The sequence below is a fragment of the Arthrobacter sp. PTI12 genome (assembly GCF_056679915.1).
The window spans coordinates 197,560-220,625 of the sequence record NZ_CM155256.1 but is presented as its reverse complement, the minus strand read 5'-3'; the positions used below and the strand labels follow the sequence as shown (position 1 = coordinate 220,625).

Annotated in this window: 27 protein-coding genes; 14 read left to right on the top strand and 13 right to left on the bottom strand. The window is 62.8% G+C overall.

The window, feature by feature from the left end; genetic code table 11:
• Positions 1-49 precede the first annotated feature (49 nt).
• Positions 50-595, bottom strand: a complete 546-nt coding sequence (locus AC1MBU_RS01065; RefSeq protein WP_479788219.1) for a GNAT family N-acetyltransferase — start codon at positions 593-595, stop codon at positions 50-52.
• A 289-nt stretch (positions 596-884) separates the two neighbouring features.
• Here AC1MBU_RS01065 and AC1MBU_RS01060 point away from each other — a divergent pair, with 289 nt between their 5' ends.
• Entirely contained in the window at positions 885-1,100 is a 216-nt protein-coding gene (locus tag AC1MBU_RS01060) for a hypothetical protein (RefSeq protein ID WP_479788218.1), read from the top strand.
• A gap of 140 nt (positions 1,101-1,240) precedes the next feature.
• Positions 1,241-1,639 (top strand): ArsR/SmtB family transcription factor, encoded by a 399-nt coding sequence (locus AC1MBU_RS01055; RefSeq protein WP_268760484.1) that lies wholly within the window; start codon positions 1,241-1,243, stop codon positions 1,637-1,639.
• A 39-nt stretch (positions 1,640-1,678) separates the two neighbouring features.
• Here AC1MBU_RS01055 and AC1MBU_RS01050 read toward each other — a convergent pair whose 3' ends face one another.
• The 3 genes from AC1MBU_RS01050 to AC1MBU_RS01040 all read right to left on the bottom strand — a co-directional run bounded on the left by AC1MBU_RS01050 (position 1,679) and on the right by AC1MBU_RS01040 (position 3,491).
• Entirely contained in the window at positions 1,679-1,864 is a 186-nt protein-coding gene (locus AC1MBU_RS01050; protein ID WP_479789820.1) for a hypothetical protein, read from the bottom strand.
• Between the two features lie 187 nt (positions 1,865-2,051).
• On the bottom strand, positions 2,052-2,798 hold the full coding sequence (locus AC1MBU_RS01045) for an alpha/beta hydrolase (RefSeq protein WP_479788217.1): 747 nt from the start codon (positions 2,796-2,798) through the stop codon (positions 2,052-2,054).
• Between the two features lie 30 nt (positions 2,799-2,828).
• Positions 2,829-3,491: an alpha/beta hydrolase family protein gene (locus AC1MBU_RS01040; RefSeq protein WP_479788216.1), complete on the bottom strand. Its 663-nt coding sequence runs from the start codon at positions 3,489-3,491 to the stop codon at positions 2,829-2,831.
• 57 nt (positions 3,492-3,548) lie between these two features.
• Here AC1MBU_RS01040 and AC1MBU_RS01035 point away from each other — a divergent pair, with 57 nt between their 5' ends.
• Positions 3,549-4,679, top strand: a complete 1,131-nt coding sequence (locus AC1MBU_RS01035) for a winged helix DNA-binding domain-containing protein (protein WP_479788215.1) — start codon at positions 3,549-3,551, stop codon at positions 4,677-4,679.
• Here the strand turns inward: AC1MBU_RS01035 and AC1MBU_RS01030 are convergent.
• The 7 genes from AC1MBU_RS01030 to AC1MBU_RS01000 all read right to left on the bottom strand — a co-directional run bounded on the left by AC1MBU_RS01030 (position 4,660) and on the right by AC1MBU_RS01000 (position 10,909).
• Positions 4,660-4,998 carry a hypothetical protein gene (locus tag AC1MBU_RS01030; RefSeq protein WP_056545215.1) on the bottom strand — a complete coding sequence of 113 codons (339 nt, stop codon included), beginning with the start codon at positions 4,996-4,998 and terminating at the stop codon, positions 4,660-4,662. The two genes, AC1MBU_RS01035 and AC1MBU_RS01030, sit on opposite strands and share 20 nt — an antisense overlap.
• Before the next feature lie 133 nt (positions 4,999-5,131).
• Entirely contained in the window at positions 5,132-5,335 is a 204-nt protein-coding gene (locus tag AC1MBU_RS01025; RefSeq protein ID WP_056545214.1) for a hypothetical protein, read from the bottom strand.
• A gap of 108 nt (positions 5,336-5,443) precedes the next feature.
• Positions 5,444-7,078 carry a RecQ family ATP-dependent DNA helicase gene (locus AC1MBU_RS01020; protein ID WP_479788214.1) on the bottom strand — a complete coding sequence of 545 codons (1,635 nt, stop codon included), beginning with the start codon at positions 7,076-7,078 and terminating at the stop codon, positions 5,444-5,446.
• The gene (locus AC1MBU_RS01015; RefSeq protein ID WP_277357481.1) at positions 7,075-7,830 is read right to left on the bottom strand and encodes a ZIP family transporter; all 756 of its coding nucleotides are present in this window, start codon (positions 7,828-7,830) and stop codon (positions 7,075-7,077) included. Before AC1MBU_RS01015 ends, AC1MBU_RS01020 begins: the two co-directional genes overlap by 4 nt.
• Positions 7,831-7,832: 2 nt before the next feature.
• Positions 7,833-9,164: an APC family permease gene (locus AC1MBU_RS01010; protein WP_479788213.1), complete on the bottom strand. Its 1,332-nt coding sequence runs from the start codon at positions 9,162-9,164 to the stop codon at positions 7,833-7,835.
• Between the two features lie 13 nt (positions 9,165-9,177).
• The gene (locus AC1MBU_RS01005; protein WP_277357479.1) at positions 9,178-10,293 is read right to left on the bottom strand and encodes an AI-2E family transporter; all 1,116 of its coding nucleotides are present in this window, start codon (positions 10,291-10,293) and stop codon (positions 9,178-9,180) included.
• 136 nt (positions 10,294-10,429) lie between these two features.
• The gene (locus tag AC1MBU_RS01000) at positions 10,430-10,909 is read right to left on the bottom strand and encodes a nucleoside deaminase (RefSeq protein ID WP_479788212.1); all 480 of its coding nucleotides are present in this window, start codon (positions 10,907-10,909) and stop codon (positions 10,430-10,432) included.
• A 78-nt stretch (positions 10,910-10,987) separates the two neighbouring features.
• Here AC1MBU_RS01000 and AC1MBU_RS00995 point away from each other — a divergent pair, with 78 nt between their 5' ends.
• The 5 genes from AC1MBU_RS00995 (at position 10,988) to AC1MBU_RS00975 (ending at position 14,323) form a co-directional block, all read left to right on the top strand.
• Entirely contained in the window at positions 10,988-11,758 is a 771-nt protein-coding gene (locus AC1MBU_RS00995) for a MerR family transcriptional regulator (protein WP_479788211.1), read from the top strand.
• A gap of 85 nt (positions 11,759-11,843) precedes the next feature.
• Positions 11,844-12,941, top strand: a complete 1,098-nt coding sequence (locus AC1MBU_RS00990) for a PLP-dependent cysteine synthase family protein (protein WP_479788210.1) — start codon at positions 11,844-11,846, stop codon at positions 12,939-12,941.
• Positions 12,938-13,063: a hypothetical protein gene (locus tag AC1MBU_RS00985; RefSeq protein ID WP_277357475.1), complete on the top strand. Its 126-nt coding sequence runs from the start codon at positions 12,938-12,940 to the stop codon at positions 13,061-13,063. Before AC1MBU_RS00990 ends, AC1MBU_RS00985 begins: the two co-directional genes overlap by 4 nt.
• 31 nt (positions 13,064-13,094) lie before the next feature.
• Positions 13,095-13,412, top strand: a complete 318-nt coding sequence (locus AC1MBU_RS00980; protein WP_277357474.1) for a dihydrofolate reductase family protein — start codon at positions 13,095-13,097, stop codon at positions 13,410-13,412.
• Between the two features lie 80 nt (positions 13,413-13,492).
• Positions 13,493-14,323, top strand: a complete 831-nt coding sequence (locus AC1MBU_RS00975; protein ID WP_277357473.1) for a DUF1206 domain-containing protein — start codon at positions 13,493-13,495, stop codon at positions 14,321-14,323.
• 123 nt (positions 14,324-14,446) lie between these two features.
• On the opposite strand, the gene AC1MBU_RS00970 is transcribed toward AC1MBU_RS00975, so the two are convergent.
• Both AC1MBU_RS00970 and AC1MBU_RS00965 read right to left on the bottom strand, forming a co-directional pair.
• Positions 14,447-16,273: a glycoside hydrolase family 2 protein gene (locus AC1MBU_RS00970; RefSeq protein ID WP_479788209.1), complete on the bottom strand. Its 1,827-nt coding sequence runs from the start codon at positions 16,271-16,273 to the stop codon at positions 14,447-14,449.
• An 80-nt stretch (positions 16,274-16,353) separates the two neighbouring features.
• Entirely contained in the window at positions 16,354-17,373 is a 1,020-nt protein-coding gene (locus tag AC1MBU_RS00965) for a LacI family DNA-binding transcriptional regulator (protein WP_479788208.1), read from the bottom strand.
• Positions 17,374-17,590: 217 nt separating this feature from the next.
• Between AC1MBU_RS00965 and AC1MBU_RS00960 the strand changes: the two genes are divergently transcribed.
• From AC1MBU_RS00960 to AC1MBU_RS00935, 6 genes are all read left to right on the top strand, one after another.
• A complete protein-coding gene (locus AC1MBU_RS00960; RefSeq protein WP_479788207.1) occupies positions 17,591-18,907 on the top strand; it encodes an ABC transporter substrate-binding protein in 1,317 nt (438 codons plus the stop codon).
• A gap of 145 nt (positions 18,908-19,052) precedes the next feature.
• Positions 19,053-19,892: a carbohydrate ABC transporter permease gene (locus tag AC1MBU_RS00955; protein WP_479788206.1), complete on the top strand. Its 840-nt coding sequence runs from the start codon at positions 19,053-19,055 to the stop codon at positions 19,890-19,892.
• Entirely contained in the window at positions 19,889-20,776 is an 888-nt protein-coding gene (locus tag AC1MBU_RS00950) for a carbohydrate ABC transporter permease (protein ID WP_479788205.1), read from the top strand. The genes AC1MBU_RS00955 and AC1MBU_RS00950 overlap by 4 nt, the downstream gene beginning before the upstream one ends.
• Entirely contained in the window at positions 20,773-21,768 is a 996-nt protein-coding gene (locus AC1MBU_RS00945) for a glycoside hydrolase family 43 protein (protein WP_479788204.1), read from the top strand. The genes AC1MBU_RS00950 and AC1MBU_RS00945 overlap by 4 nt, the downstream gene beginning before the upstream one ends.
• A gap of 25 nt (positions 21,769-21,793) precedes the next feature.
• Positions 21,794-22,675 carry a phytanoyl-CoA dioxygenase family protein gene (locus tag AC1MBU_RS00940; protein ID WP_479788203.1) on the top strand — a complete coding sequence of 294 codons (882 nt, stop codon included), beginning with the start codon at positions 21,794-21,796 and terminating at the stop codon, positions 22,673-22,675.
• Positions 22,676-22,769: 94 nt separating this feature from the next.
• Positions 22,770-23,048, top strand: coding sequence for a hypothetical protein (locus AC1MBU_RS00935; protein WP_479788202.1), 279 nt, complete (start codon positions 22,770-22,772; stop codon positions 23,046-23,048).
• Positions 23,049-23,066: the final 18 nt, after the last annotated feature.

The window sequence follows — 23,066 nt, the reverse complement described above, 5'->3', positions numbered from 1 at the left end:
TCCCTTCCATGCGATGCGCGAGCTTCTGAACTCAATCCTCGCATTGAGTTCACCGGGGAAGCGGCTCGATATCATCCGGTGAACTGTCAGTTGCCAGGCGGGCGTGCGTCTCCACGTCGTAGCGTTCAACACCGTAACGCAGTTTCGAGCGCTCAACTCCCTCCGCCTGGAATCCGGCGCGCGTTGCCACCCGGCACGAGGCAGGGTTATTGACCCGGTGCCCCAGCTCCAACCGGAAGAGGCTTTCGGAAAATGCCCATTCCGACGCCGCCGCGAGACCTCTGGTGATGAGTCCCCGTCCGCGGAACTCGGCGCTCATCCAGTAGGAGACCCAGGCCGTGCCGTGATTGAACTCCATTGAGCTGATGCCGACATCACCGACCGCTACGCCGTCGACCGCTACTGCGAAATGGCGGGCTGAAGCGCTTTCGACCGCCAGCTGGTTTTCGATGTACCGTCTGCAGGCGTCGTGGGTAGCGAGATCCTGCTGCCCGAATTGGATACGTAAGTCATCGCTGCAGGCTACGGCGCGGTGGAGGGCGACCGTGTCGTCGGGCGTCCAGCGCCGGAGGACTGCGCCTGTACTGTTCTGCACGTCTGGCACTCCTTGCCTGAGCTTGTCGGACCTGTTTCAGCGTAGCCGCGGGCACCACCGGCACCTCTTCACAAAGATAGCAAGCGTGCTTATGATCGTACGCACGGGCCCCTTCCATCGTGCTGGACCTGTTCCACTCATCAAAAGAACGCAGGAAAGGGGACTGATCATGACAACCGCACGAGACCGCAACTACCCTGAGGACCGGGTCGGCGAACTCGTCGAATTGATTTCCTACTGATTCCTCCCGACAGGAGCAGGGGAGGAACTGAGCGAGGAGGAGCCAGACATGTCGATCGAAGACAATGAGCCGTTGACGGCAAATGATGCCGACCGGATTGAGCAGCAACAAGCAGTTGGTGAGGATTCCGTCGAGGACGTGAGCGAGCAGCCGCTTGAGGCGGGGGCCCGCGAAGCTAACGAGGCGGACGTCGTCGAACAGGCGCAGGCGGTTTACAGTGAGGACGATTATCCGCGCGGACCAGTGGGAGAAGAATCTGTCTGACAGGAGAAGCTACCGGTGAGTAGCACATGACGGTATGATGAAGTCCTCAACTGCCCAGGCGATCGTCGCGAGGCACTTCTTTGAACCGGCTGTCATCCTGTGATCGTCCCGGTCCATGTTCGCAAAGGATGATGGTTTTCTTGGAGGCATTTCCAGGAGCGCACCGGCCCCTCTATGAGGTGAAGGCGAACCTGTTCAAAGGCATGGCACATCCCGTACGCGTGCGCGTTCTTGAAATACTCTCCGCGTCGCGGGACGTCTCAGTGACGGATCTTATGGCGGATATGGGCGTTGAAGCATCCCGCCTTTCCCAGCACCTTTCCGTGCTGCGGACGCACCACCTTGTTGTGTCCGAGCGGCGCGGCAGCCAAGTCTTTTACAGCTTGGCCTATCCGCGTGTCGCCGACCTGCTGGCGACGGCGAAGATGCTGTTGGGTGAGGTCCTTGAGTCTACGCAGCAGCAGTTGCGGACTTCGGAGTGGGTTGCGCAGGAATCCGTCGAAGCCAGGGAATCCCAGCAGTCCGCTCCCACACCGTAGCGAGACTCGCACCGTAGCGAGACTCGCGCCGAAGCGAGACTAAGCGGTAGCGCGACGCCGCACTTGCCGCACTTGCCGCGCCCGCGGCGCCCGTGCGGCAGGGTCGGAGCAATCCTGGATGTGTCCCATGGCGGCATGCTCACGGACGGCGGTTATGGCTGTTACCACGTCACCTTTGTGTCCGTACCCGGCTGAGGTTACGAGAATGCCGCCTCGCTCATCCATGAGGCGAAAGCGGTACAGCTTGTCGGCGTCCCTGAAAATTTCGAAGTTACCGGCCACGATTTCCTCCTCCGGCGCAGAGGCGCATCAGCGCGCCTGATGACTTTAGGATTTCATTAATTCGTAATATAAGAAAGTCCTGTGACGCCGGAGGACACACTCCTCCAACCTTTTCCCAAGGTTTGAGGCTCTAGCGGTTGGTCCAGCCCTGCCGCGACAGCCAGTTCCCGCACAGCGCTGTCCACTGATCGGGGCCCGGTTCACCGCCGGCCAATCCCAGCCCGTGTGAGCCGTGAGGGAAGACGTGGACCTCGGCTGGCACGCAGTGCTCGATCAGCGCACGTGCATAGGCGAAGGTATTCTCCACGGGCACCGCGCCGTCGTCGGCCGTGTGCCAGAGGAACGCCGGAGGCGTTGCGTCGGTAACGTTCAACTCCGGTGACATTTTTCGCAGCAGATCCGACGACGGCGAGCGGCCCAGCAGATTGTCGATGCTTCCCTGATGCACAGCATCGGTAAAAGACACCACCGGGTAGCAGAGGATCGACAGGTCGGGGACGGCGGAGGGGACGTCAAGCGCTGGAGTCTTCGCGGACGTAGCTGTCGAGAGCGTGGCGGCAAGGTGTCCACCGGCTGAGAACCCCAGCACTCCTACCCGCCCGCCGTCCACGGCGATACCGTGATCCCCGCCCCGAATCCAGAGCATCGCTTCCTTGGCGTCGATCAGCGGCGCAGGATGTTGATGAGGTGCAACCCGGTATTGAAGGACGAATGCGTGGATGCCGAGCCCTGCGAGCCATTCGGCAACGGGCTCCCCCTCATGGTCAGATGTCTTGCCGTAGCCGCCTCCCGGAAGCACGAGGACCGCAGGAGCGCGAACATCGGCACCATCCACGGCTGGGATTACTGCCAGGTTTGCGGGAGAGGGGCTCGGCATAGGTTCACCGTACCCAGTGGGGATATGGGCTCAGCCACTCCGCGCAATAAATGACGCCGCCGCGGGAGCCAGCGATGCACCAATCTCCAAAGGGCTGCGCTTGGCGCCCTTGACCGCGAAGGAGTGATCGGCGTCGGGCACGTACTGCAGCGTTGCCCGGTCGCCGAGCTTCGCGACCACCCGATTCAAGAGCTCCTTCCGCGCGAACGCGTCGTTGCTTCCCTGCAGGAAGAGCATCGGCATGTGAATGTGGACCAGGTGTTCGTCGCGGACCTTCTCCGGTTTTCCCGGCGGGTGCAACGGATAACCGAGAAAGATCAGTCCGGCGGCGTCCATCCCCTCCGCTGCTGCCATGGACGCCATTCGGCCGCCGAAGGACTTCCCACACGCCCACACCGGTCCCTCCCGCGTGCGCTCCTGCGCATGCGCCATCACTTCCCGCCAGGCAGCGATCGCCTTCGGAGGGCGGTCCGGGAATCGCCGACCCTGCTCCATATAGGGAAAATTGAAGCGCAAGGTGGCAAAGCCGGCGTTGTTCACGGCATTGCTGAAGCCGAGGAGGAAAGGGTGGTCCATGCCCGCACCGGCACCGTGGGCGATGATCACGGTTGCCGTCGGAGTGTCCGGCTGTTCGTAGGTGCAGGAGAAGTCAGCATCGTCAACGCGCAGGATGAAGTGCTCGGAGGAGGACATCTGCCCATCATGCCGTAGGTCCTCCTGTGCAGGTGCCGATCAACGCATACTGAAGCCATGGGAACTCCGATAACCCGGGACCAGTTGCTGCAGCTTCGGCTCGCGCACCACTTCCCCGTGAGCGACGGCCGACCATCATCAGGATTGCCCGGCCCGGCCGACGTGGTTGGCAGGATGCTCGCAGTCCAGGCGCAGGACTTCGGCCAGGCGCTCTGGGCGGTCGGCTCGCGAGTCAATGGTTCCACTCGGCAACGAGTCCTCGCTGTCCTCGATAGTGCGGACGTGGTGCGGTCTGCGCCGGTACGGGGCACGCTCCACTTTGTGCGGCCGGCTGACCTCCGCTGGATGCTCGGGCTGACGGCGGAGCGGATGATCAAGTCTGCGTCGCGGCGCCTGGCGGAACTCGACCTTAATCAGCACACACTCCACCGGGCCCGGGATGTAGTGAGTGAGGCGCTCGCGGGCGGTATGGCGCTCAGCCGGGACGAGTTCCTGGAAACCCTCAACAGGTCAGGAATCTCCACCAGCGGGCAACGGGGTTACCACATCATCTGGTATCTGGCACAGACGCAACTGGTCTGCTGGGGGCCACCGGACCGGTCCCAGCAGGCGCTGGTGCTGCTTGATGATTGGGCTCCTGATGACAGCCCGCGGCCGGATCGGGAAGAGGCTCTGCGGTGGTTCGCCCTCCGGTACTTCACCGGGCACGGCCCGGCACGTCTGCAGGACTTCACCTGGTGGTCAAAGCTCACTCTCGCTGACGCGAAAGTTGGCCTGGCTCAGGCGCGCAGCGAGCTGGTGGAGTACGTCTACGACGGCGCGAGCTACTGGGCGCTGCCCGGCGTAACCGAGCCGGACCCGATGGCCGGAGGCGGGCTCCTGCTGGCTGGGTATGACGAGTACATCCTTGGCTACCAGGACCGCGCGCCATCACTTCCGCCCGAGTACGCCTCCCGCATCCAGCTGGCCAAGAACGGGGTGTTCAAGCCGGCACTTCTGCTGGACGGCCGCGCCGTAGGAACCTGGCGGAGAAATCCGCGGGACAACACGGCGGACATTGCCCCGTTTGCCGAGTCCGCAATCAGCGGCACCGAAGCGTTCGACGGCGCCATCACTGCTTATGAGCATTTTCTTGCCGATGAGCCGCACGCCAGAAAGCCGCGAGAACTCAACCGGACCCGAGGTTAGTCACCCGGACCAGTCTCCAGCCCTCCCAGCGCGGATCCCGGCAGACGTCGAAGACAAGGATGGGTGACGCCGGCCCCGTTTGTGCCCGGAACCGCCAGTACTGCTGTGTCATGATGCTGCCCTGGCCCATGATTCCCGAAGGGCCCGGCTCCCACCAGTTTCGGGAGCTTGTCCAGTGCATCGGGTCACCCAGAACCTGCCAGATGCCCGCCCTCCAACGAAGCGCGAGCGGCTCCCCGCGGGACGTGAAGCGGACGTCTGCCTCCTCATTGAGCGACCGCGACCCGGGCTGAACCTCGTCTACATGCTGCGCCGTCATTACCCTTCACCTTCTTCAGTGCCGGGTTTAAAAGTAGAACATATTTTCGATTAAGTCACCCCGGTTAAAAGAACATGTCCGGACCAGGCAGGCCAGCAGCCTGTCCAGTCCGGACGTGTTCCCGATGAAGGGGTTAGTTCTCCTGCTCGCGCCGGTTCAACTCCAGGTTGACCTCCTCAAGACGCGCCTCGGTTTCCGGCTCCGGGAGGCCTTCTGCATACTCAGCCTCGAGCTCGCGGTGAATTCTGCTGTTGAGTACCTCGACCTCGACATCATCCAGCACGGTCAAGTCTTCTGGGAATGGGTCTTCGGGGGAAATCTTGTGGTTGGTTTCCATGGGTCACTTTCGCGCTCATTACGGTTCTCTGTCGAAGTGTAACCATGCTGTTGAGCGTTGCGCGAGATCGTATGACGGAACGCGCTGTTCACACGCACACCAGTACCTTCAGGACCGCACCGCAGTCAGCAGGTCCTTCTCCTCCACCAGCGGCACAGACAGCGATTTGTAACCGTGCTCCCCGAACAGGACCGTGATCACATCGTTCTCGTATCCCATCACGACGCCCTCGCCCCACTCGCCATGCCGCACGGTGCTCTGCAGCGGGAAGAGGTGCTTCTCGCCGTCGTCGTCAGTGTGCTCCGCCGACCGTCCGGAATCGCAGTTGTCGCACGCACCGCACAGGCCCTCGTGCTCCTCGCCGAAGTATCCGAGCAGGAACTTCCGCCTGCAACCGCGGTACTCCGCGTACTGCCGCGCCATTTCCACACGTGAACGGTCCACTTCCTGCCGCCGCTTCTGATGCTCGACGACATCGGCAATGACCTGCCCGGCATCCGTTGCCACCGCGCGGTACTTCCCGGAACGCTCACGAAGCGCTCCCACCTCAACCAGCTGGTTCAGGAGTCCGGAGAGCTTGCGCTGGGTCAGCCCGGTCGCTTCCCGGATTCCGGCGGCATCGAGTGCGCTTTCCGCTGCCCGCAGTGCGGCGAACAGCTGACGAAGGCCGTCCTCCTGCACATTCTTCGCAGCAAAGAACCGGCGGATCCCAAGATCCTCAGGGCGGTAGTGAAGCACGACGGCGGCCGGCTCACCGTCCCGCCCGGCACGCCCCGCCTCCTGGTAGTAGCTGTCGAGGGAATCGGGAATGTCCGCGTGCACCACGAACCGCACGTCCGGCTTGTCGATGCCCATCCCGAATGCCGTTGTTGCCACCATGACGTCCAGCTCACCGGCGTGGAAGGCTTCATGCAGCGCGGTCCGCTCGGACTTCTTCCGCCCGGAGTGGTAGGCGTCAGCGCGCACTCCCGCACCCCGCAACTCCTGTGCGTACTGCTCCGTCTGCTTCCGGGTGGCGGCATAGAGCAGGCCCTGCCCCTCAAGGGAGGCCGCCTGCTCCAATACTGCGCGCTGCTTGTCGCGGTCGGACTCGTGCTGCTGCACGCTGAGGTGGAGGTTTGGCCGGTCGAAGCCCTCAGCGATCACGACGGCGTCCGTCAACTTCAGCCGCTCCTGAATCTCCTGCCGCATCGGGGGAGAGGCGGTGGCCGTCAGCGCGATGACCGGCCGTTTAAGACGCTCCACCAGCGAGCCGAGCTGGAGATAGTCGGGCCGGAAATCATGCCCCCACGCGGAGACGCAGTGCGCCTCGTCGATCACCAGGAAGGACACGTCCAGCGCCGTCAGCCGGGCCGCTGTTTCCTCGCGCGCCAACTGCTCCGGCGCCAGGAACAGGAACTTGGCGCGGCGCTCCTCGTCCGGATCTTCTGCGGCTGCCCATGCCTCATCGATCTCGCTGTCCGTCGCGGTGGAGTTCAGGACGTAGGCGCGGATTTCGCCGAGTGTCTCATTGATGGCCTCCGCCTGGTCACGCTGGAGGGCGATCAACGGCGAAACAACGACGGCGACACCCGGCGCTGCCATTGCAGCCACCTGATAGATGGCGGACTTTCCGTAACCGGTGGGAAGGACGCAGAGGAGGTTCCGGCCGCCGTCGGCTGCCTCCAGCGCCTTGCGCTGTCCGGGAAGGAGCGAGTCCCAGCCAAAGTGCTCCCGCGCGGTGGCTTCGAATTTTCTGCTCATTCGGCGGCCGCTGTAATGAGGGCAAGCAGCACTGAGTAGATCACCATACCCGCAAGGAACCAGGGAAAACTCGAGCCGCGGTTTGACGGCAGTTCCTCTTTGAAGACGTTCAAGAGCACAGAGCCTCCCAGCAGGGCGGTCAGAATGGCGACGACAACCGTGCTGGTCGGCGCAAACAGGGCTGACAGCAGCCAGCCGAGAAGGAGCGCGCCCGCCAGAACCACCCGGCCGCTGGCAGCGAAGCGGTGCGGATAGTTCTCCTCGAGGTGCCGGTCCGTGAGCACAAAGTGCAGGCCCATGGCGATGGCGAACAGGATTGCGAAGAGGTACCCCGTTTCAACGCGCAGCGCCATCGTGTACGTGATCAGCGCGTTGTAGAACGCGAACGCTCCGAGGTGCAGCCAGTAGACGCCGGCGGAATCCGGCCGTTTGCTGGTCCGCCGCGAGGTTGCCAGCCGGTCCAGCCCGTAGAACACGGTGAAGCCGGTAAGCGCAACGACGAAGATCCCCAGATCAAACAGCGGCGTGACCTCGATGGTGTCCTCGAGCAGCTCGCCGATCGCCTCGTTACCTTCCGCGATTTCCGGGAGCAGGTGGAGGAAGACGTACGCGACGGCGAGTCCTCCCGCGAAGGAACCGGTCACGCTCTCCGGAACCAACGGCAGCTTCCGGATGCGCGGGGCGGCGAGGTGCAGTGCCGCCAGTACGAGTGCGATGACCAGCGAAGCGATCAGGGCCGCGGTGAAGGTCATGACTATCCAGCTTCCGCCTGGGGCTTACGGTTGCTGCGTTTGGTCACCACCGCACTGATGAAATACAGCACGACGCCGACACCCACCAGAATCGCCGCCCGCAGCCAGATCTCCGCTGACTGCTGGGTGAGAAGAAGGACGCACGAGGCAACGCCGAGGTAGGGAATCACCGTCGGAATGCGGAAGTGTTTGTGCTCGACCCGGTCCCGGCGGAGTACCAGTACCGCGATGTTCGTGCTGATGAAGACGAATAGGAGCAGCAGCACCACCGTCTCGGCCAGCGAGGCGAGGTCGCCGGTGAGGGTCAGGACCATGGCAACCGCCGTCGTCGCAATAATTGCCACCCACGGCGTGCGCCGGTTGGGCAGAACCTTGCCGAGCACCGGAGGAAGGAGACCTTCCTCGGCCATGCCGAAAGTCAACCGGCTCGCCATGATCATGGTCAGCAGCGCACCGTTTGCAACGGCGACGAGGGCGATCAGGCTGAACAGCCACGGCGGGATCCCGAAGCCGGTGGCCGTGACCACGTCGAGCAGGGGTGCGGTGGAGCCGGCCAGGTCGTCGGCGGGTAGCGCGGCAGCGGACACCAGTCCGATCAGCAGGTAGACGGCGCCCGCCGTCGCGAGGGCACCGAACAGGGCTTTCGGGTAGACGCGTGCGGGGTTCTGCACTTCCTCGGCGACATTAGCGGAGACCTCGAAGCCCACGAACGAGTAGTAGGCGATGAGGGACGCTCCCAGGACGGCAACGGCAGGGTTGGCGTTGGTCGGGAATTGGGAAATCTGCTCGGGGTTGCCGCCGCCCTGGCCGAGGAATACGGCAACCAGGACGATCACGAGCACCAACCCGGACACTTCGATGACGGTCATGACCACGTTGGAGCGCACGGATTCCTTGATACCGCGCGCGTTCAACAGTGCCAGCAGCGCGAGGAACACCACTGCCGCCCATCCGGGTGGAACGGCGATGAAGGCGGAGAGGTAATCACCCGTGAATGCGAGGGTGAGCCCGGCCGCGCTGGTCACGCCTGCGGCGAGCATGCAGAATCCCACGACGAAGGAGATGAAGGGGGTTTTGTACGCCCGCTGCGCGAAGACTGCAGCTCCGCCCGCCTTGGGGTACTTGGTGACCAGCTCCGCGTAGGACCCGGCGGTGAGGAGGGCCAGCGCGAGTGCAACGATCAGCGGCACCCAGATCGCTCCGCCGACCTCGGCGGCGATGACGCCCACCAGGGCATAGATGCCGGCACCGAGCACGTCGCCGAGGATGAACAGGTAGAGCAGCTTGCCGGAGATGCCCTGGCGAAGTTTCGATGGAGCTGTTTCTGTGGTCATTCTCTCCCCCTCCTCAGATTGGTTCGGAGCCTGCGGGAGGCAGGTCCGGGTTCAGCGGTTCCATTCTTGGATCCTCATCGGTCCACACCTGCAGGACGGCCCAGGTGACGGCTGCGATCGGAACGGACAGCACGGCACCGATGATGCCGGCGAGGATGGTTCCTGCTGTCAGCGCGAGCAGAATCACCAGTGCATGGAGTCGCAGTGACTTCCCCATCACGATGGGCTGCAGGAGATCGCCTTCCAACTGGTTGACCGCGACGACGACGCCGACCACGATGAGCGCGACAATCGGCCCGTTGGCCACCAGCGCAACGAGGGCAGCCAGCACGCCGGCGAGGGTAGCCCCCACCAGCGGGATGAACGCACCGATGAACACGATCATGGCCAGCGGCAGGGCCAGCGGTACGCCGAGGATGAGCAGCGCGATGCCGATGGCCACCGCGTCAACGAGCGCGACGATTGCCGTTCCGCGGACGTAGCTGCCGAGTACCTCCAGGGTGCGGGCGCCTGAACGGCGCAATTTCTGCTCGCGCTCGCCCTTGAAGGGTCGGAGGAAAAACTCCCAGATCTTCTTGCCGTCCTTCAGGAAAAAGAAGAGGATCACGGCCATCAGGGTGGCGCCGGTGAGGAATTCAGCCACCACGGAAACACCGGAGATGGCGCCTGAGCGGAACTGGGCGCTGGTGGCGAAATCGATGATCGCGGTGCGCGCCTGGTCGAGCTGTTCCGGCGAAATAGGGAAGGGTCCGCTGGTCAGGAAGGCCTGCAGTTCGTCCAGGCCTTCGGTGGCCGCGGCAATCAGCTCATCGGCCTGGCTGCGGACCGAGAAAACGATGATGGTGATGACGCCGGAGATGGCGATCAGCAGGGCAAGGAAGGCGATGGCCGTGGCGAGTGCGCCGGGCACTCCGCGCCGGCGCAGCAGATTGACGAACGGCCCGATGGCGGCTGCGAGGATCAGCGCAATGATGACCGGAATCACGAGCAGCCGGATTTGGAGCAGCCCGTAGATGGCCACCACCGCAAGGGTCAGAATCAGCAGAATCTGCGCTGACCGGGAGGCGGTCCGGCCGAGACCGTCCGTCCAGGGGCTTGATCTGGTGCTGTGCAAGCGGGAGCCGGCCATAGGTTTCCCCTTCCCCGGAAGTATTCGATGTGCTGCGGGCAACTAAATGCTAAGCATACTGTGTAATTTCTGGAGGGACGTCAGCGCGGTGCTGCGGCAGCGGTAGGTCCGCACGTCCGCAGCAGGTGAAGCGGGGTCAGTACTCGATGCGGTTGGCCAGCTCGGCCCAGGCGCGGAAGGGGTTGGCACCGGAGGAGTCCGGAAGGACAAGCTGCCGGACCTGCATGGACCGTTCCTCCACAGGTTGAGTGAAGAAATCGTGGAAGCGGGCGTCGTCGAAGCCGGCCCTTGCAGCATCGTGCCGGTCTGCCGCGTACACAATTCCGTCAACGCGGGCCCAGAGCGCGGCGGACAGGCACAGCGGGCACGGTTCGCAGCTCGTGTAGAGCACGCACCCGCTCAAATCAAAGGTTCCGAGCGATGAACAGGCGTTGCGGATGGCCATCACTTCGGCATGGGCAGTGGGGTCATTATTCGCGGTCACGCGGTTGGTTCCGTCAAACGGACGCCCATCACCGGTGACGATGACAGCTCCAAAGGGACCGCCGCCGTCGTGCACATTCCGGATTGCAAGATTGATGGCGCGGGCAATGAACTGTTCCTCTCCAATGCTCATTCCCGAACCCTACACCCGGCCATTGACCTTGACGCAGCGTCAACCTATACGGTGAGGGAAAGGCGCACGGAGGAGCATATGGACAGGTCGATTCAGGACGTCGCGCGGCTGGTCGGGACCACCAGCCGCACCCTGCGGCATTACGACCGGCTGGGCCTGCTGCCGCCGTCCAGGGTGGGCAGCAACGGCTACCGCTATTACGACGACGGCGCCCTGGTCCGGCTGCAGCGGATCCTCCTGCTGCGCGACCTCGGGCTGGGGCTTCCTGCGATCGCGGAGGTACTGGACAGGGAAGCGGAGCCTGCCCGTGCGCTGCACAAGCACCTGGAGCTGCTGAGGCAGGAACAGGAGCGGCTGGCGCGGCAGATCGCGTCGGTCTCGCTGACCATTAAACAACTGGAAGGAGGTGAACAACTGATGGCTGAGAACATGTTCGACGGCTTCGACCACACGCAGTACAAGGACGAGGTGGAGCAGCGGTGGGGCAAGGAGGCGTACGCCTCGGGAGACCGCTGGTGGACCGGCATGAGTGATGCTGAGCGAGCCGGGTGGAAGGACCGGACGGCGCAGCTCAGCGCTGACTGGACGTCCGCTGCGGAGCAGGGTGTCGCGGCTGACAGCGCTGAGGCGCAGGAGTTGGCGCGGCGGCACTACGAGTGGCTTGCCGGCGTGCCCGGCCTGCCGTCGTCGGGCAGCGGGTCCTCGGGCAACGGGCCCTCGAAGGAGTACGTCACCGGACTCGGTGACATGTATGTCGCCGATGACCGCTTCGGCGCGAACTACGGCGGCCGGAAGGGCGCGGAGTTGGTGCGCGACGCGCTGAAGATCTTCGCCGGCCGCCACCTCTAGCGGCAGAGACGACGACGGCGGCACCCATCGTGGCGCCGTCGTCGTCCGTTGTTCCTTTGTCGGTGTGAATCCGTAAGGTGCAGATATGACGATTTCCGCTGCTGCTGACCGCGCCTGGTCGGATGAGGCCATCCGGCGCATCGAGGCCGAGGGCAACCGGTCCGCTGACACCCACCTGCTTGCACTGCCTCTGCCGGAGAGCTGGGGGATTGACGTTTACCTCAAGGACGAGTCGACGCACCGGACGGGAAGCCTGAAGCACCGCCTTGCCCGGTCGCTCTTCCTTTTCGGACTCGTGAACGGCTGGATCCGGGAGGGCGCCACCATTGTTGAGGCGTCCAGTGGATCCACTGCAGTTTCCGAGGCGTACTTTGCGCAGCTGCTCGGGCTGCCGTTTGTTGCGGTGATGACCCGTTCCATCAGTCCCGAGAAGATCGCGCTGATTGAGCAGTATGGCGGAACGTGCTCCTTTGTTGACGGGGCCTCGGAAGTGTATGCGGCAGCCGAGCGCATTGCGGCGGAGACCGGCGGCCATTACATGGACCAGTTCACCTACGCGGAACGTGCCACGGACTGGCGCGGCAACAACAACATCGCCGAATCGATTTTCCGGCAGATGGAACACGAGAGGTTCCCTGTCCCCGAGTGGGTAGTGGTCGGCGCAGGAACCGGTGGAACCAGCGCCACCATCGGCAGGTACCTCCGCTACAACCGCTATCCCACGCGGCTTGCCGTGGTGGACCCGGAAAACTCGGCTTTCTATCCCACCTGGGCGGAAGGGGTCGCCGCTGTCGGGAAGCCGTCGCGGATCGAGGGGATTGGCCGTCCCCGGCCTGAGCCGAGTTTCGTACCCTCGGTGATTGACGCGATGATCCAGGTCCCCGATGCCGCCTCTGTTGCCGCTTCCCGGCACCTTCGTGCCTGGACGGGGATTTCGGCCGGCCCGTCTACCGGGACCAACCTGTGGGGAGTGTGGAAGCTCGTCGCCGAACTGAAGGCAGCGGGTCAGCAGGGGAGTATCGTTTCCCTTCTCTGCGACTCGGGTGAGCGTTATGCGTGTTCCTATAACGACGACGCCTGGTTGGCGACGCGCGGACTGGATCCGGAGCCTGCGCTCGGGCTGCTGGAGGATTTTTTCGAAACCGGGGAGTGGCCGGTTGCCACGATGAGGAGTGTCAGGTGAACCAGCTGTTGAGGGTCCAGAATTTCGGTGTGTCCAGCGACGGCTTCGGAGCCGGTGAGAACCAGAGCCTGGAAAGGCCGTGGCCCGTGGCAGAACGAGGACTGGCAGGGCTGGTGGGGTAACGAACCGCCCTTTCATACTCCAGTGTTCGTGATGACCCACCATGAGCGGCCATCCTTCGCCCTTTCCGACACCACGTTCCATTTCACCGGCGCTGATCCGGCAACGGTGCTGGCCGAAGCGCGGAAGGCAGCCAACGGCAAGGACGTCAGGCTGGGCGGCGGCGCGACCACCATCCGGGAGTTTCTCGACGCTGATCTCGTGGATACGTTGCATGTAGCTGTCTCGCCGGTTGAACTCGGCGGCGGGTCGCGCTTGTGGGAATCGCCCGATGACCTGCTGGACCGCTTCCATGTCGACGTCGTTCCCAGCGCCAGCGGCGTAACCCATCACCTGTTCTGGCGGCGCTGAACCCTGGCCCGTGGACGTCCGCTCATCGAACGTCACCCGCGGTTGTACCCTGAAATACCAGGGAAATACAGGAGCGTGGCATGTCAACGGATAAAAACTCCCGGGCGCGGGAGGCCGCTGACACCGCAGAAGAGGTGTCGGACCATGCAGTGCTCGACGCCGTCGCGCGTTTCGGGTTCGCGGTTCTCGCCGTCGTCCATATCCTCATCGGCATCATTGCCTTGCAGATCGCGTCCGGGGGAAGCGGCGAGGCTGAGCCGACCGGTGCGCTGGAACAGTTGGCTGGTGGAACGTCCGGCCCGTGGGTCATGTGGGCCTGCGCGATCGGGTGCCTCGGACTCGCCGCCTGGCAATTGAGCGAAGCGACCCTGCGCGCCCGCCACCTGCCCACCGGGGAACGGGTCTCCAAGACAATATCTTCCGGATCACTGAGCATTATCTACGGCAGCATGGCCTTCACCTTCGCCCGGTTCGCCTTCGGCGGCGAAGTCGATTCGAGCGAATCCACTCGCGATTTCACCGCCGCGATGATGGGCTCGCCCTTCGGAGTCTTCGTGATCCTTGCCGTAGGCGGCACCGTCTTCGGCATTGGTGTCTACTTTGTCTTCAAGGGGCTCGCGCGCAAGTTCCGGCCTGAGCTTCGGCACTTCGAAGACACGCACCGCGGGGCCCTCATCGAGGTGCTGGGCGTCATCGGGCACGTTGCGAAAGGGATTGCCCTCATCCTGGTGGGCATCCTGTTCGGCGCCGCCGTGATCACCCATGACCCCAGCCGGTCCACCGGACTCGATGGAAGCCTGAAAGCGCTGACGGACCATCCCTTCGGCGATGCGCTGCTGGTCCTCATTGCCGTGGGTCTTATCTGCTACGGCATTTTTGCGCTGGTGCGGGCGAAGTTCGGGCGGATGTAGCCCCCACCCGTTTCTGGAACTTTTGCGCAGGTCCGGCGACTTCGAAGGGGTAGGAAGCCACCGGATCTGCACGAAAGTTGCCGGGGTTGGAGTGATCAGGCCGTTGCCTGAGCGGGCGGCCGCTCAGGTAGCTTTCTCTCCTGTCACAATCCGCCGGATGATCTCGATCGGGAGTTTGGGCTTCCGGTTCTCATCGGTCAGCCCGTTGGCCTCCTGCAGTGTGTCTGTGAGTTGTGTGTAGCAGAACCCGGCCAAGACGGGGCTGGCATGCAGGGCCGAGAACAGGTTGTTGAGCTGATCACTGAACCCTTCAGCAGACTCGACCGTCGAGTAGCCCCAGGTGCTGATCGAGCTATTCGGGGCATAGGAGACGCCGCCGAACTCCGACACCATCACCGGTTGGTCCCGGATGCCGGTGGATAGAGCCAAAAGGCGTCGTCCAGCCGGCCCAACGCCGTCGATCAGGGCGTTGACGGTGTCAGCGTCCCGGTAGTTCGCAAGCAGGCCGTCGTGCGTGGTGGTGTAGTCGTGGATCGTCAGCAGATCCGAATCGGCGTGCTCCCAACCGTCGTTGGACACCACGGAGCGGGTGGAGTCGAGTGCTTTGGTGAGGTGGTACATCGCCTGGACAAAGTGCAGCTGCGCCCGGTTGTGTGCAACCTGCTGCACACCCCAGCTCTCGTTGATCGGAACCCAGGTCACGATGCAAGGGTGGGACCGGTCGCGTTCAACGACGTCCATCCACTCACGGGTAACACGCTGGACCGATGCGGTCGAGAACTCGAACGGACTTCCCATCTCGCCCCAGACAAGCAGGCCCAAGCGGTCAGCCCAGTACAGGAAACGGGGGTCTTCCACTTTTTCGTGAAGGCGGGCGGCGTTAAATCCGAGGTCCTTAATCAGCTGCACCTCAGTGCGCAACGCGTCAGCGTCCGGTGCCGCCAGGAGGGAATCGGGCCAGTAGCCCTGCTCAAGCACGGACCGGACGTAGTAGGGGCGGTCGTTCAGGAGGAAGCGTCCGCCCGCTTCGCCGACGCTGCGCAGGCCGAGGTAGGACCAGATTTCTTCCAGCACCTCTCCGTCGGAACCCAGCACAGTGACCCTCGCGTCGATCAAGCGTGGATGCTCGGGTGACCAGAGCAGGGATTCATAGGCTTGGCCGTTTGCCTGGTGCGCGATTGCGCAATGCAGGCTGACGCGGTCCTGGTTGGTGAAGACCTGGTAGGTGCCGAGGTGCTTCGTGCGGTGCGTGAGCTCAACCCGGACGCTCACTTCCTTACAGATGTCCTTCAGGAGGTCCACGTCTACCTGCACCGATCCCGCGGGGACGTCTGACTGCCAGGCCAGACTGCGCACATGCGTGACGGGAACGGCTTCGAGCCACACCGGCTGCCAGATGCCGGTGGTGCGGTGGTACCAGATGACGTGCGGGTCTTCGAGCCAGTCCTGCTTGCCGCGGGGCTGCGACACGTCCTGCGGATCATCTTCCGCGCGCACCACGAGGACTGCGTCGTCAGTCGTCCGTGTGTGTTCGGTGATATCGAAGGAGAACGGAGTCTGGCCGCCTTCATGGGCGCCGAGCAATTGCCCGTTCAACCAAACGCTGGCCCGATAATCAACGGCGCCGAAGTGAAGGAGGATGCGGTCGTCGTCGTTCAATCGTCCGCTGGCGGCCAGATCATCCTGGCTGATGACGCGCTTGTACCAGACCACCGGATGAAATCCGGTATCTGCGATCCCGGACCGGGCGGATTCCGGCGGAAACGGAACCGTGATGGTGCGGTGGAAGTCCACCTCGCCCGAGTGCCAGGCGTCGCGCAGGCCAACATTGGCGTCGTCGTGCTCGAAATCCCATTCACCGCACAGATCCTGCCAGTGGCGCCGGACAAGCTGGGGGCGGGGATAGCTACCGTCTTGGCTGCTGGCGGAGAAGGAGGATGAGTTCGACATGCGGACAATCCTGACGCATTTTTACAGCGCTGTAAAGTCTTCGCCTTCTTTGAGGAGCAAGAAGTTGGCTGTTGCCTGGCTTAAGAGGCGGTGGGGGCCGGTGCGCTCTGGCGGATGGACAGGGAGTGCGGTACGACCCGGTGCCGTCCAATCCCCTGATACCCCTTGATGCGCTCGTCGAGCAACTCAAGGGCAACCTCCGCCAGCGCGCGCTTGCTTGGAGAGACGGACGTCAGGCTCGGTGTCGTATAGGAGCCGATGGCGGTGTCGTCCCAGCCGACAACTGCAACCTGCTCCGGAACTGCGACCGCCTCATCGCGGAGGGCTTGCAGCGCACCGATGGCGAATTTGTCGTCCCGGCATACGATGCCGTCGAAGCGCAGACCCCTCGCCAGTGCCTCACGCACCGCGGCAGCGCTGGCCTCAGGTGAGAAGTCCTGTACGGAGAGCACCAGATCCGGGTTCAGGTTCACGCCCGCTTCAAGCAGGCCCTGCTGGTAGCCGAGGAGGCGTTGATCTGTTGAACCCGTGATGTCATGTGCAACCACTCCGAGGAAGACGATCCGCTTCCGGCCAAGGGCAAGAAGATGCCGGACCCCATCCGCGGCAGCCGCGACGTTGTCGATCATCACGTGGTCAGTGGTGACGGGCATGATCGACTCGCCCAGCAGAACCAGCGGCGTATCCCGATGCAGCCTGGCGATTTCCAGCGTGGTCATCCGGACCGGGTGGAAGATCACTCCATCCACCAAGCCGGCCTCGCGATCCTTGAGTACCGCGTGTTCGGCCTCGACATCGCTCAGCGTCTGTTCGATGATCACCCGGTAACCCCTGCGGGTAGCCTCCTCGGCGATATGCCGGGACAGTTCAGAGAAGTAGGGGTGGTCTATCTCGGGCATGGCCAGGGCCAACATGCCCGTTCTGCCGGTGGCGAGGCGTCTGGCTGTGAGGTTGGGCCGGTAACCCAGTTCGTCGATCGCAGCCTGGACCTTGCGGCGAAGTTCCGGCGCGACATGTGGGTAGTTATGCACGACGTTCGAGACCGTCTTCATGGACACGCCGGCCCTCTCGGCCACGTCCGTCAGTCGAACCCGTTTCATCGCTGCCCTTCTTGTCAGCCTCTAACCCTAGTCGAAGTCGTTATGTTGCCCGGCGCTGCAGCATGCCAGGTCTCGATTGGGAAACAACACTAGACATCGTCGTTTACAGCGCTGTACATTTGCCAGATGCCGTGTAGCTGGGTAAGCCCCAGGCCGCAGTGGCGTGCAGACCAGTTGCGCACACTCAAGGTGGAGCGTTTTACCGAGGAGGACAAAGATGACCTATCCCAAGCGGTCTTTCCGCAAACGATTCCTGAGCTCCAGCGCCCTTGGTGCAGTGGCTCTACTCGCTCTGACCGCCTGCGGCGGTTCGGGCGCACAGCAGGCGGTCGAACAGGAGTTCACCGGGGAGTACACCGGACCGGCAGTCGAGCTCTCCTACTGGAACGGATTTACCGGCGGTGACGGCCCGTACATGGAAAAGATGGTTGAGGACTTCAACGCCGAACACGAGAACATCACGGTTGTCTCCAACACCATGCAGTGGGCGGACTTCTACCAGCGACTTCCGGCGGCGGTGACCGCAGGCGAAGGTCCCGACGTCGGCGTAATGCATCTCGACCAGTTGGCCACCATGGCTGCACGTAACGTGATCGTTCCGGTGGACAATCTCGTCTCCGGACTCGAACTTACTGCTGATGATTTCACCGAGGAAGTATGGAACGCCGCCGTGTACAAGGACCAGCGCTACGGCGTCCCGCTGGATGTCCATTCACTGGCGATGTACTACAACACCGAGCACTTCGAAGAAGCCGGAATCACTGAGGCGCCTACGGATGCAGCCTCTTTCGAGGAGGCACTGGTCAAGCTTGAGGATGCGGGCTTCGAGAACCCGTTCTGGATGCCGGCGAAGTGGCCGGCTCACCTGATGGACCTTTCACTGCTGTGGCAGAACGGTGGAGACCCGTATAACGCGGAAGAGGCCACCGCAACCTTTGATTCCGAAGCCGGGGTTGAGTCACTTCAGTGGATGAGGTCAATGGTGGAAGAGGGCTATAGTCCCGACGACGTCGCCATCGATTCCCAGTACGTTGCGTTCAAGAACGGGGAAAACTCGATCACCTGGGATGGCATCTGGCAGCTCAACGACCTGGAAGCCTCAGGCCTTCCTTACGCGGCCGTCCCCATCCCGGCAATCGGCGAGGAAGACGCTGTCTGGGCCAACTCCCACAATTTCTTCCTCCCTCGCCAGGCTTCTGCGGACCCCGACAAGCAGGCCGCCGCGCAGGTCTTCATTGCCTGGATGAGTGAAAACTCCGACGAGTGGGCCAAGTCCGGCATGATCCCAGCACGGGAATCGGTGCGTGAGAGCGGCGTTCTTGACGGCATGCCGCAGGAAGCGATCGCGGAGAAAATCGACACCATGCGCTTCCTGCCCCCGGTACCCGGCATCGGTACCGTCCAGACCGAGACCCTTGAAGTCGCGGTGAGCAACGCCATCCTTGGGGAACAGGAGCCTGAGCCTGCTCTGACTGAGGCCGCCAAGCAGGCGACCACCCTCATGGAAGAAAACCAAGCCGCATTCGGGAACTGACACAGCCATGAATTCGACACAGCAAGCGGGTGCCCTCGAAAAGAAGAGGGCACCCGCCCGCCCGGACCAGACAAACTCCAGAGGAATCAGGAAGCAGGCCCCAGCCACCCCGTGGCTTTTCCTGGGACCTTATCTGATCCTCTTCGTGGCGTTTGTACTGCTACCAATCGTGTTCGGTGCGTGGATCAGCCTCCATTCCTGGGACTACACGTTGCCACTGAAGCCATTTGTCGGAGCGCGAAACTACGCACAGCTGTTTGATCCCGCGTCGGCGGAGTCGCAGAACTTCTGGCGATCAATGAAGGCCACCGGCATCTTCACACTCTTCAGCGTGCCTCTGCTGCTTACCATCCCGCTGGCAGTAGCGCTGCTTATGGCGAAGAAGTTCCCTGGCCGCAACTTCTTCCGGGCAGTTTATTTCGCTCCGTACGTCTTGGGCGTAGCCGTTATCGCAGTCTTGTGGCGCTACCTGCTCGACAACAACATCGGTCTGGTCAATTACTACCTTGGTCTCCTCGGTCTTCCGGACGACATCGCCTGGACAACCTCCACACCCGCTGCCTGGGTAGCACTGGTCGGCGTGACGGTCTGGTGGACCCTTGGATTCAATGCCGTGATCTACCTCGCGGCATTGCAGGACATCCCCGCTGAGCTTTATGAGGCTGCCCGGGTTGACGGCGCCAACAGTTGGCAACAGTTCGTCAATGTGACGCTTCCGGGCCTGCGCCCTGTGCTCTCCTTTGTCACGATAGTGACGCTCATCGCCTCTGTGAACATGTTTGGCCAGTCCTATCTGATCACCCAGGGTGGCCCTGCCCGTGAAACCCGCACCGCGATCTACCAGATTGCCGAAACCGGATTGCGTAACTTCTCCATGGGCAGTGCCGCGGCAATGAGTTACGTGCTCACCGTGTTCCTGATGGTCCTGAGTCTGATCGTCTTCTGGCTGTTCCGTGAAAAGCGGGAAAAGAAGGTAAGCAAATGACACACTCCACCGACGCGCGGCCCGCACGGACGGAAGCTGCCGCCGCCAAGCGCCCATCCAACCGCGGCCGCACCATCCTCAAACTGGTGTTTCTCGGGCTTGTGGCCCTCATCTTCATCAGCCCGATCATCTTCATGATTGTCACTTCGTTCAAAACCAGGGGAGACGCAACGTCGATACCCCCAAGCTGGATTCCCAACCCCTTCTCGCTGCAGGCCTACGAGAGCATTCTCGCTCCCGGCACCAACACGCCCGTCTTGCGGTGGTTCATCAACAGCATGGTGGCAGCCGCAGTGCATTCGGTTCTTGTGGTGGTGACAGCTTCGCTTGCCGCCTACCCGCTGGCCCGCATGAATTTCAGGGGCAAGGGCATCGTGTTTGCGGTCATCGTCGCCACCTTGCTGGTGCCGCCGGTCATCCTCGTCATCCCGAACTACCTCATCGTGAGCGACCTCGGCTGGCTGAATTCGCTGGTCGCGATCATTGTGCCGACAGCCGCTTCCGCTTTCGGTGTGTTCTTCATGCGGCAGTTCTTCATCTCCCTCCCAGAGGACCTGGAAGAAGCTGCGAGACTCGACGGTGCCAACCGGTGGGAGATGTTCACAAAGATCATTCTTCCCCTGGCCAAACCGGCTATGGCAACCCTGGCGCTTCTTGCCTTCCTTGCGAATTGGAATGACTTCCTGTGGCCTGTCTACGTCCTGTTCAGCCCTGACGTACAGACGCTGCCGGCGGGACTTTCGACTCTGCAGTCCGCCAACTCGGTGCGGTATGACCTCCTGATGGCCGGTGCGGTGGTGGCCAGCGTTCCGGTGCTTGCCCTGTTCGTCTTCCTCCAGCGGTTCATCATCGAGGGAGTCTCGCGGTCCGGGGTCAAAGGTTGAGGCGCAGCCTGCGCGCGCAGTTCCTTGGTGCTGGCGCAGCACTGGCGGCGCTCGCTCTGGGCGCCTGTGCCGGATCGTCTGGTCCGGGCGGATCCTCCACACCAACTGAGGACAGCCCCGCCGCGGAGCCGGTCATTGACCGGAACTTCCCGGATCCGGACGTGCTGAAGGTCGGTGACACGTACTACGCGTACGCCACCGAGGACAACGCGAAGAACGTTCAGGTTGCGCAATCCACCGACCTGGAAAACTGGACGGTCCTCAACGCGGACGCCCTGCCGGACCTGCCCTCGTGGGTGATTCCCGGAAAGACCTGGGCGCCGGAAGTTACCGAAGTATCCGAGGGCAACTACGTTCTTTACTTCACGGCAACGAACTTCGACCCGGCGCTGCAGTGCATCGGGGTCGCCACGGCTATTGATCCGCTGGGCCCCTTCGAGGTGCAGGGGGACGGGATGCTCGTTTGCCCCGAGGACGAGGGCGGTGCAATCGATGCCAGCACCTTTACCGACGACGACGGTCTCCACCTCGTGTGGAAGAACGACGGCAACTGCTGTGGACTGGACACCTGGATCCAGACCGCACCGCTGAGCGCCGACGGTCTCACCCTCACGGGCGAACCACAGAAGCTGATCAAGCAGACCCTGGAGTGGGAAGGCGATCTGGTGGAGGCGCCGACGGTTGTGCCACGGGATGGTGGTTATGCGCTGTTGTATTCAAGCAATTCCTACGCGGATGACCGGTACAACGTCGGAGTGGCAACCGCCGCAACCCTTGATGGGCCGTGGGATAAAAGCGATGAGCCGATCCTCTCGACCCAGTCCTCAGAATTCCGGTACATGGGTCCCGGGGGCCAGGACGTGGTAGCCGGACCGGACGCATCCGACTACCTCGTGTTCCATGCGTGGGATCCGGCCTTCACCTACCGGGGCATGTATACCGCGCCCATCGAGTGGGACGGATTGATGCCCCGCGTCGTGCTCAACGACTAGCTCCTGGATTCGAACAAGATCATAGATGAAAGAGGAAGCAGTGAACGAGGCAGTCAACAATGTAGGGGACGTGCAAATCCCGGTTCCTGAAGGTGCCGATGAGGAAACTGTTGACGCCGTCACCGGGTTATACATGGACGGTGTAATCGCCCGAAAAGGGGCTTTCTCCCGCCACTGGGCCGCCCAGCTTCATGAAGACATCGACATTGCCTACCAGGAGGCACTGTCCAGACCCGGTGGTGCGGTTGGTCGAGGCCCGAAGCGGCACTACGTTGAAATCCACCCGGAGCAGTTCCGGGGGTGGGTGGAACTGGTCGATCACCCATGGGTCCGTATGGTCTGTGAATCAGTTCTCGGCCCGGACTACCAGTTCGTCGAACTGGGATTCGACGTCCCCGGCCCCGGTGCCATGAACCAGCCCTGGCACAGGGATTTTCCGATGCCGGAGGAGACCCGTGTGAACAAGAGACTGACGTCGCTGGCCTTCAACGCAACCGCAGTCGACACGGACGAGGACATGGGCCCGTTTGAGGTTGCGCCGACCACACAATGGGATCTCCCTGTCGGCTTTGAACATGACATGTTTCCTCCGAAATCGGCGTACAGCCGGTACGATGGGCTGGCACAGCGAAAGTACCCGAAGATGGGGGATATCTCCGCACGGTCGGCGTTGACCATACATCGCGGTACGAAAAACTACTCGCAGAAGTCCAGACCCGTCCTCGTGCTCGGCGTGGATGCCCCCGGAGCTGGGAACGCTGAGCACCATGACATGGCAGTTACCAAACGATTCTTCGACAGTCTCCCCCAGCGGGTGCGGTACCACCTTGCCTGCCCAGTTGTAGACGAACTGACACCGATCACTCAGAAACACTCCATCGAAGGGCTCATGATGGGCGAGGCATAATGCGGAGCTGAGAGGGTTAGCGAGTGGGGAAACTTGGGGGGGACACACACCTGCCCGATTAGTTGCTGCGGCAGCGTGGGGCGGAGCAGCGCTCGTGCTGAGCTCGTGCTCGGCTGTATCCGCCGCGGTGGGCGAGGAATCGAAAGACACTGCCGAGTACCTCGTCCACGCCCAGTGCCGCGGAACGGACCGGCTGACCTTCTCCTACACCTCTCAGGCCCGCAGCGAGGGCATGACGGGCTTTGCGTGTGGTGGTCCCACCTGGTTCAACGTGTCTGTGCCGGAGCCCGGCTACTTCATCACCTTCAGCGGGGACCCGGCCGCTGCCGCCGGCGTGGAGTACATCTTCGCTGTGGCTGAACAACCGAAGTAGGCCGAGTCGCCACGGATA

What these genes read in the sequence shown, in the direction of transcription:
- AC1MBU_RS01005 (WP_277357479.1), bottom strand. Translation starts at nt 10,293, where the DNA reads ATGGCCGGCTCCCGCTTGCACAGCACCAGATCAAGCCCCTGGACGGAC.
- AC1MBU_RS00995 (WP_479788211.1), top strand. Translation starts at nt 10,988, where the DNA reads ATGGACAGGTCGATTCAGGACGTCGCGCGGCTGGTCGGGACCACCAGC.
- AC1MBU_RS01020 (WP_479788214.1), bottom strand. Translation starts at nt 7,078, where the DNA reads ATGAGCAGAAAATTCGAAGCCACCGCGCGGGAGCACTTTGGCTGGGAC.
- AC1MBU_RS00965 (WP_479788208.1), bottom strand. Translation starts at nt 17,373, where the DNA reads ATGAAACGGGTTCGACTGACGGACGTGGCCGAGAGGGCCGGCGTGTCC.
- AC1MBU_RS01060 (WP_479788218.1), top strand. Translation starts at nt 885, where the DNA reads ATGTCGATCGAAGACAATGAGCCGTTGACGGCAAATGATGCCGACCGG.
- AC1MBU_RS01045 (WP_479788217.1), bottom strand. Translation starts at nt 2,798, where the DNA reads ATGCCGAGCCCCTCTCCCGCAAACCTGGCAGTAATCCCAGCCGTGGAT.
- AC1MBU_RS00970 (WP_479788209.1), bottom strand. Translation starts at nt 16,273, where the DNA reads ATGTCGAACTCATCCTCCTTCTCCGCCAGCAGCCAAGACGGTAGCTAT.
- AC1MBU_RS01025 (WP_056545214.1), bottom strand. Translation starts at nt 5,335, where the DNA reads ATGGAAACCAACCACAAGATTTCCCCCGAAGACCCATTCCCAGAAGAC.
- AC1MBU_RS00975 (WP_277357473.1), top strand. Translation starts at nt 13,493, where the DNA reads ATGTCAACGGATAAAAACTCCCGGGCGCGGGAGGCCGCTGACACCGCA.
- AC1MBU_RS01030 (WP_056545215.1), bottom strand. Translation starts at nt 4,998, where the DNA reads ATGACGGCGCAGCATGTAGACGAGGTTCAGCCCGGGTCGCGGTCGCTC.
- AC1MBU_RS00950 (WP_479788205.1), top strand. Translation starts at nt 19,889, where the DNA reads ATGACACACTCCACCGACGCGCGGCCCGCACGGACGGAAGCTGCCGCC.
- AC1MBU_RS00960 (WP_479788207.1), top strand. Translation starts at nt 17,591, where the DNA reads ATGACCTATCCCAAGCGGTCTTTCCGCAAACGATTCCTGAGCTCCAGC.
- AC1MBU_RS01035 (WP_479788215.1), top strand. Translation starts at nt 3,549, where the DNA reads ATGGGAACTCCGATAACCCGGGACCAGTTGCTGCAGCTTCGGCTCGCG.
- AC1MBU_RS01050 (WP_479789820.1), bottom strand. Translation starts at nt 1,864, where the DNA reads ATGGATGAGCGAGGCGGCATTCTCGTAACCTCAGCCGGGTACGGACAC.
- AC1MBU_RS01040 (WP_479788216.1), bottom strand. Translation starts at nt 3,491, where the DNA reads ATGTCCTCCTCCGAGCACTTCATCCTGCGCGTTGACGATGCTGACTTC.
- AC1MBU_RS01015 (WP_277357481.1), bottom strand. Translation starts at nt 7,830, where the DNA reads ATGACCTTCACCGCGGCCCTGATCGCTTCGCTGGTCATCGCACTCGTA.
- AC1MBU_RS00990 (WP_479788210.1), top strand. Translation starts at nt 11,844, where the DNA reads ATGACGATTTCCGCTGCTGCTGACCGCGCCTGGTCGGATGAGGCCATC.
- AC1MBU_RS01010 (WP_479788213.1), bottom strand. Translation starts at nt 9,164, where the DNA reads ATGACCACAGAAACAGCTCCATCGAAACTTCGCCAGGGCATCTCCGGC.
- AC1MBU_RS00980 (WP_277357474.1), top strand. Translation starts at nt 13,095, where the DNA reads ATGACCCACCATGAGCGGCCATCCTTCGCCCTTTCCGACACCACGTTC.
- AC1MBU_RS00940 (WP_479788203.1), top strand. Translation starts at nt 21,794, where the DNA reads ATGAAAGAGGAAGCAGTGAACGAGGCAGTCAACAATGTAGGGGACGTG.
- AC1MBU_RS01000 (WP_479788212.1), bottom strand. Translation starts at nt 10,909, where the DNA reads ATGAGCATTGGAGAGGAACAGTTCATTGCCCGCGCCATCAATCTTGCA.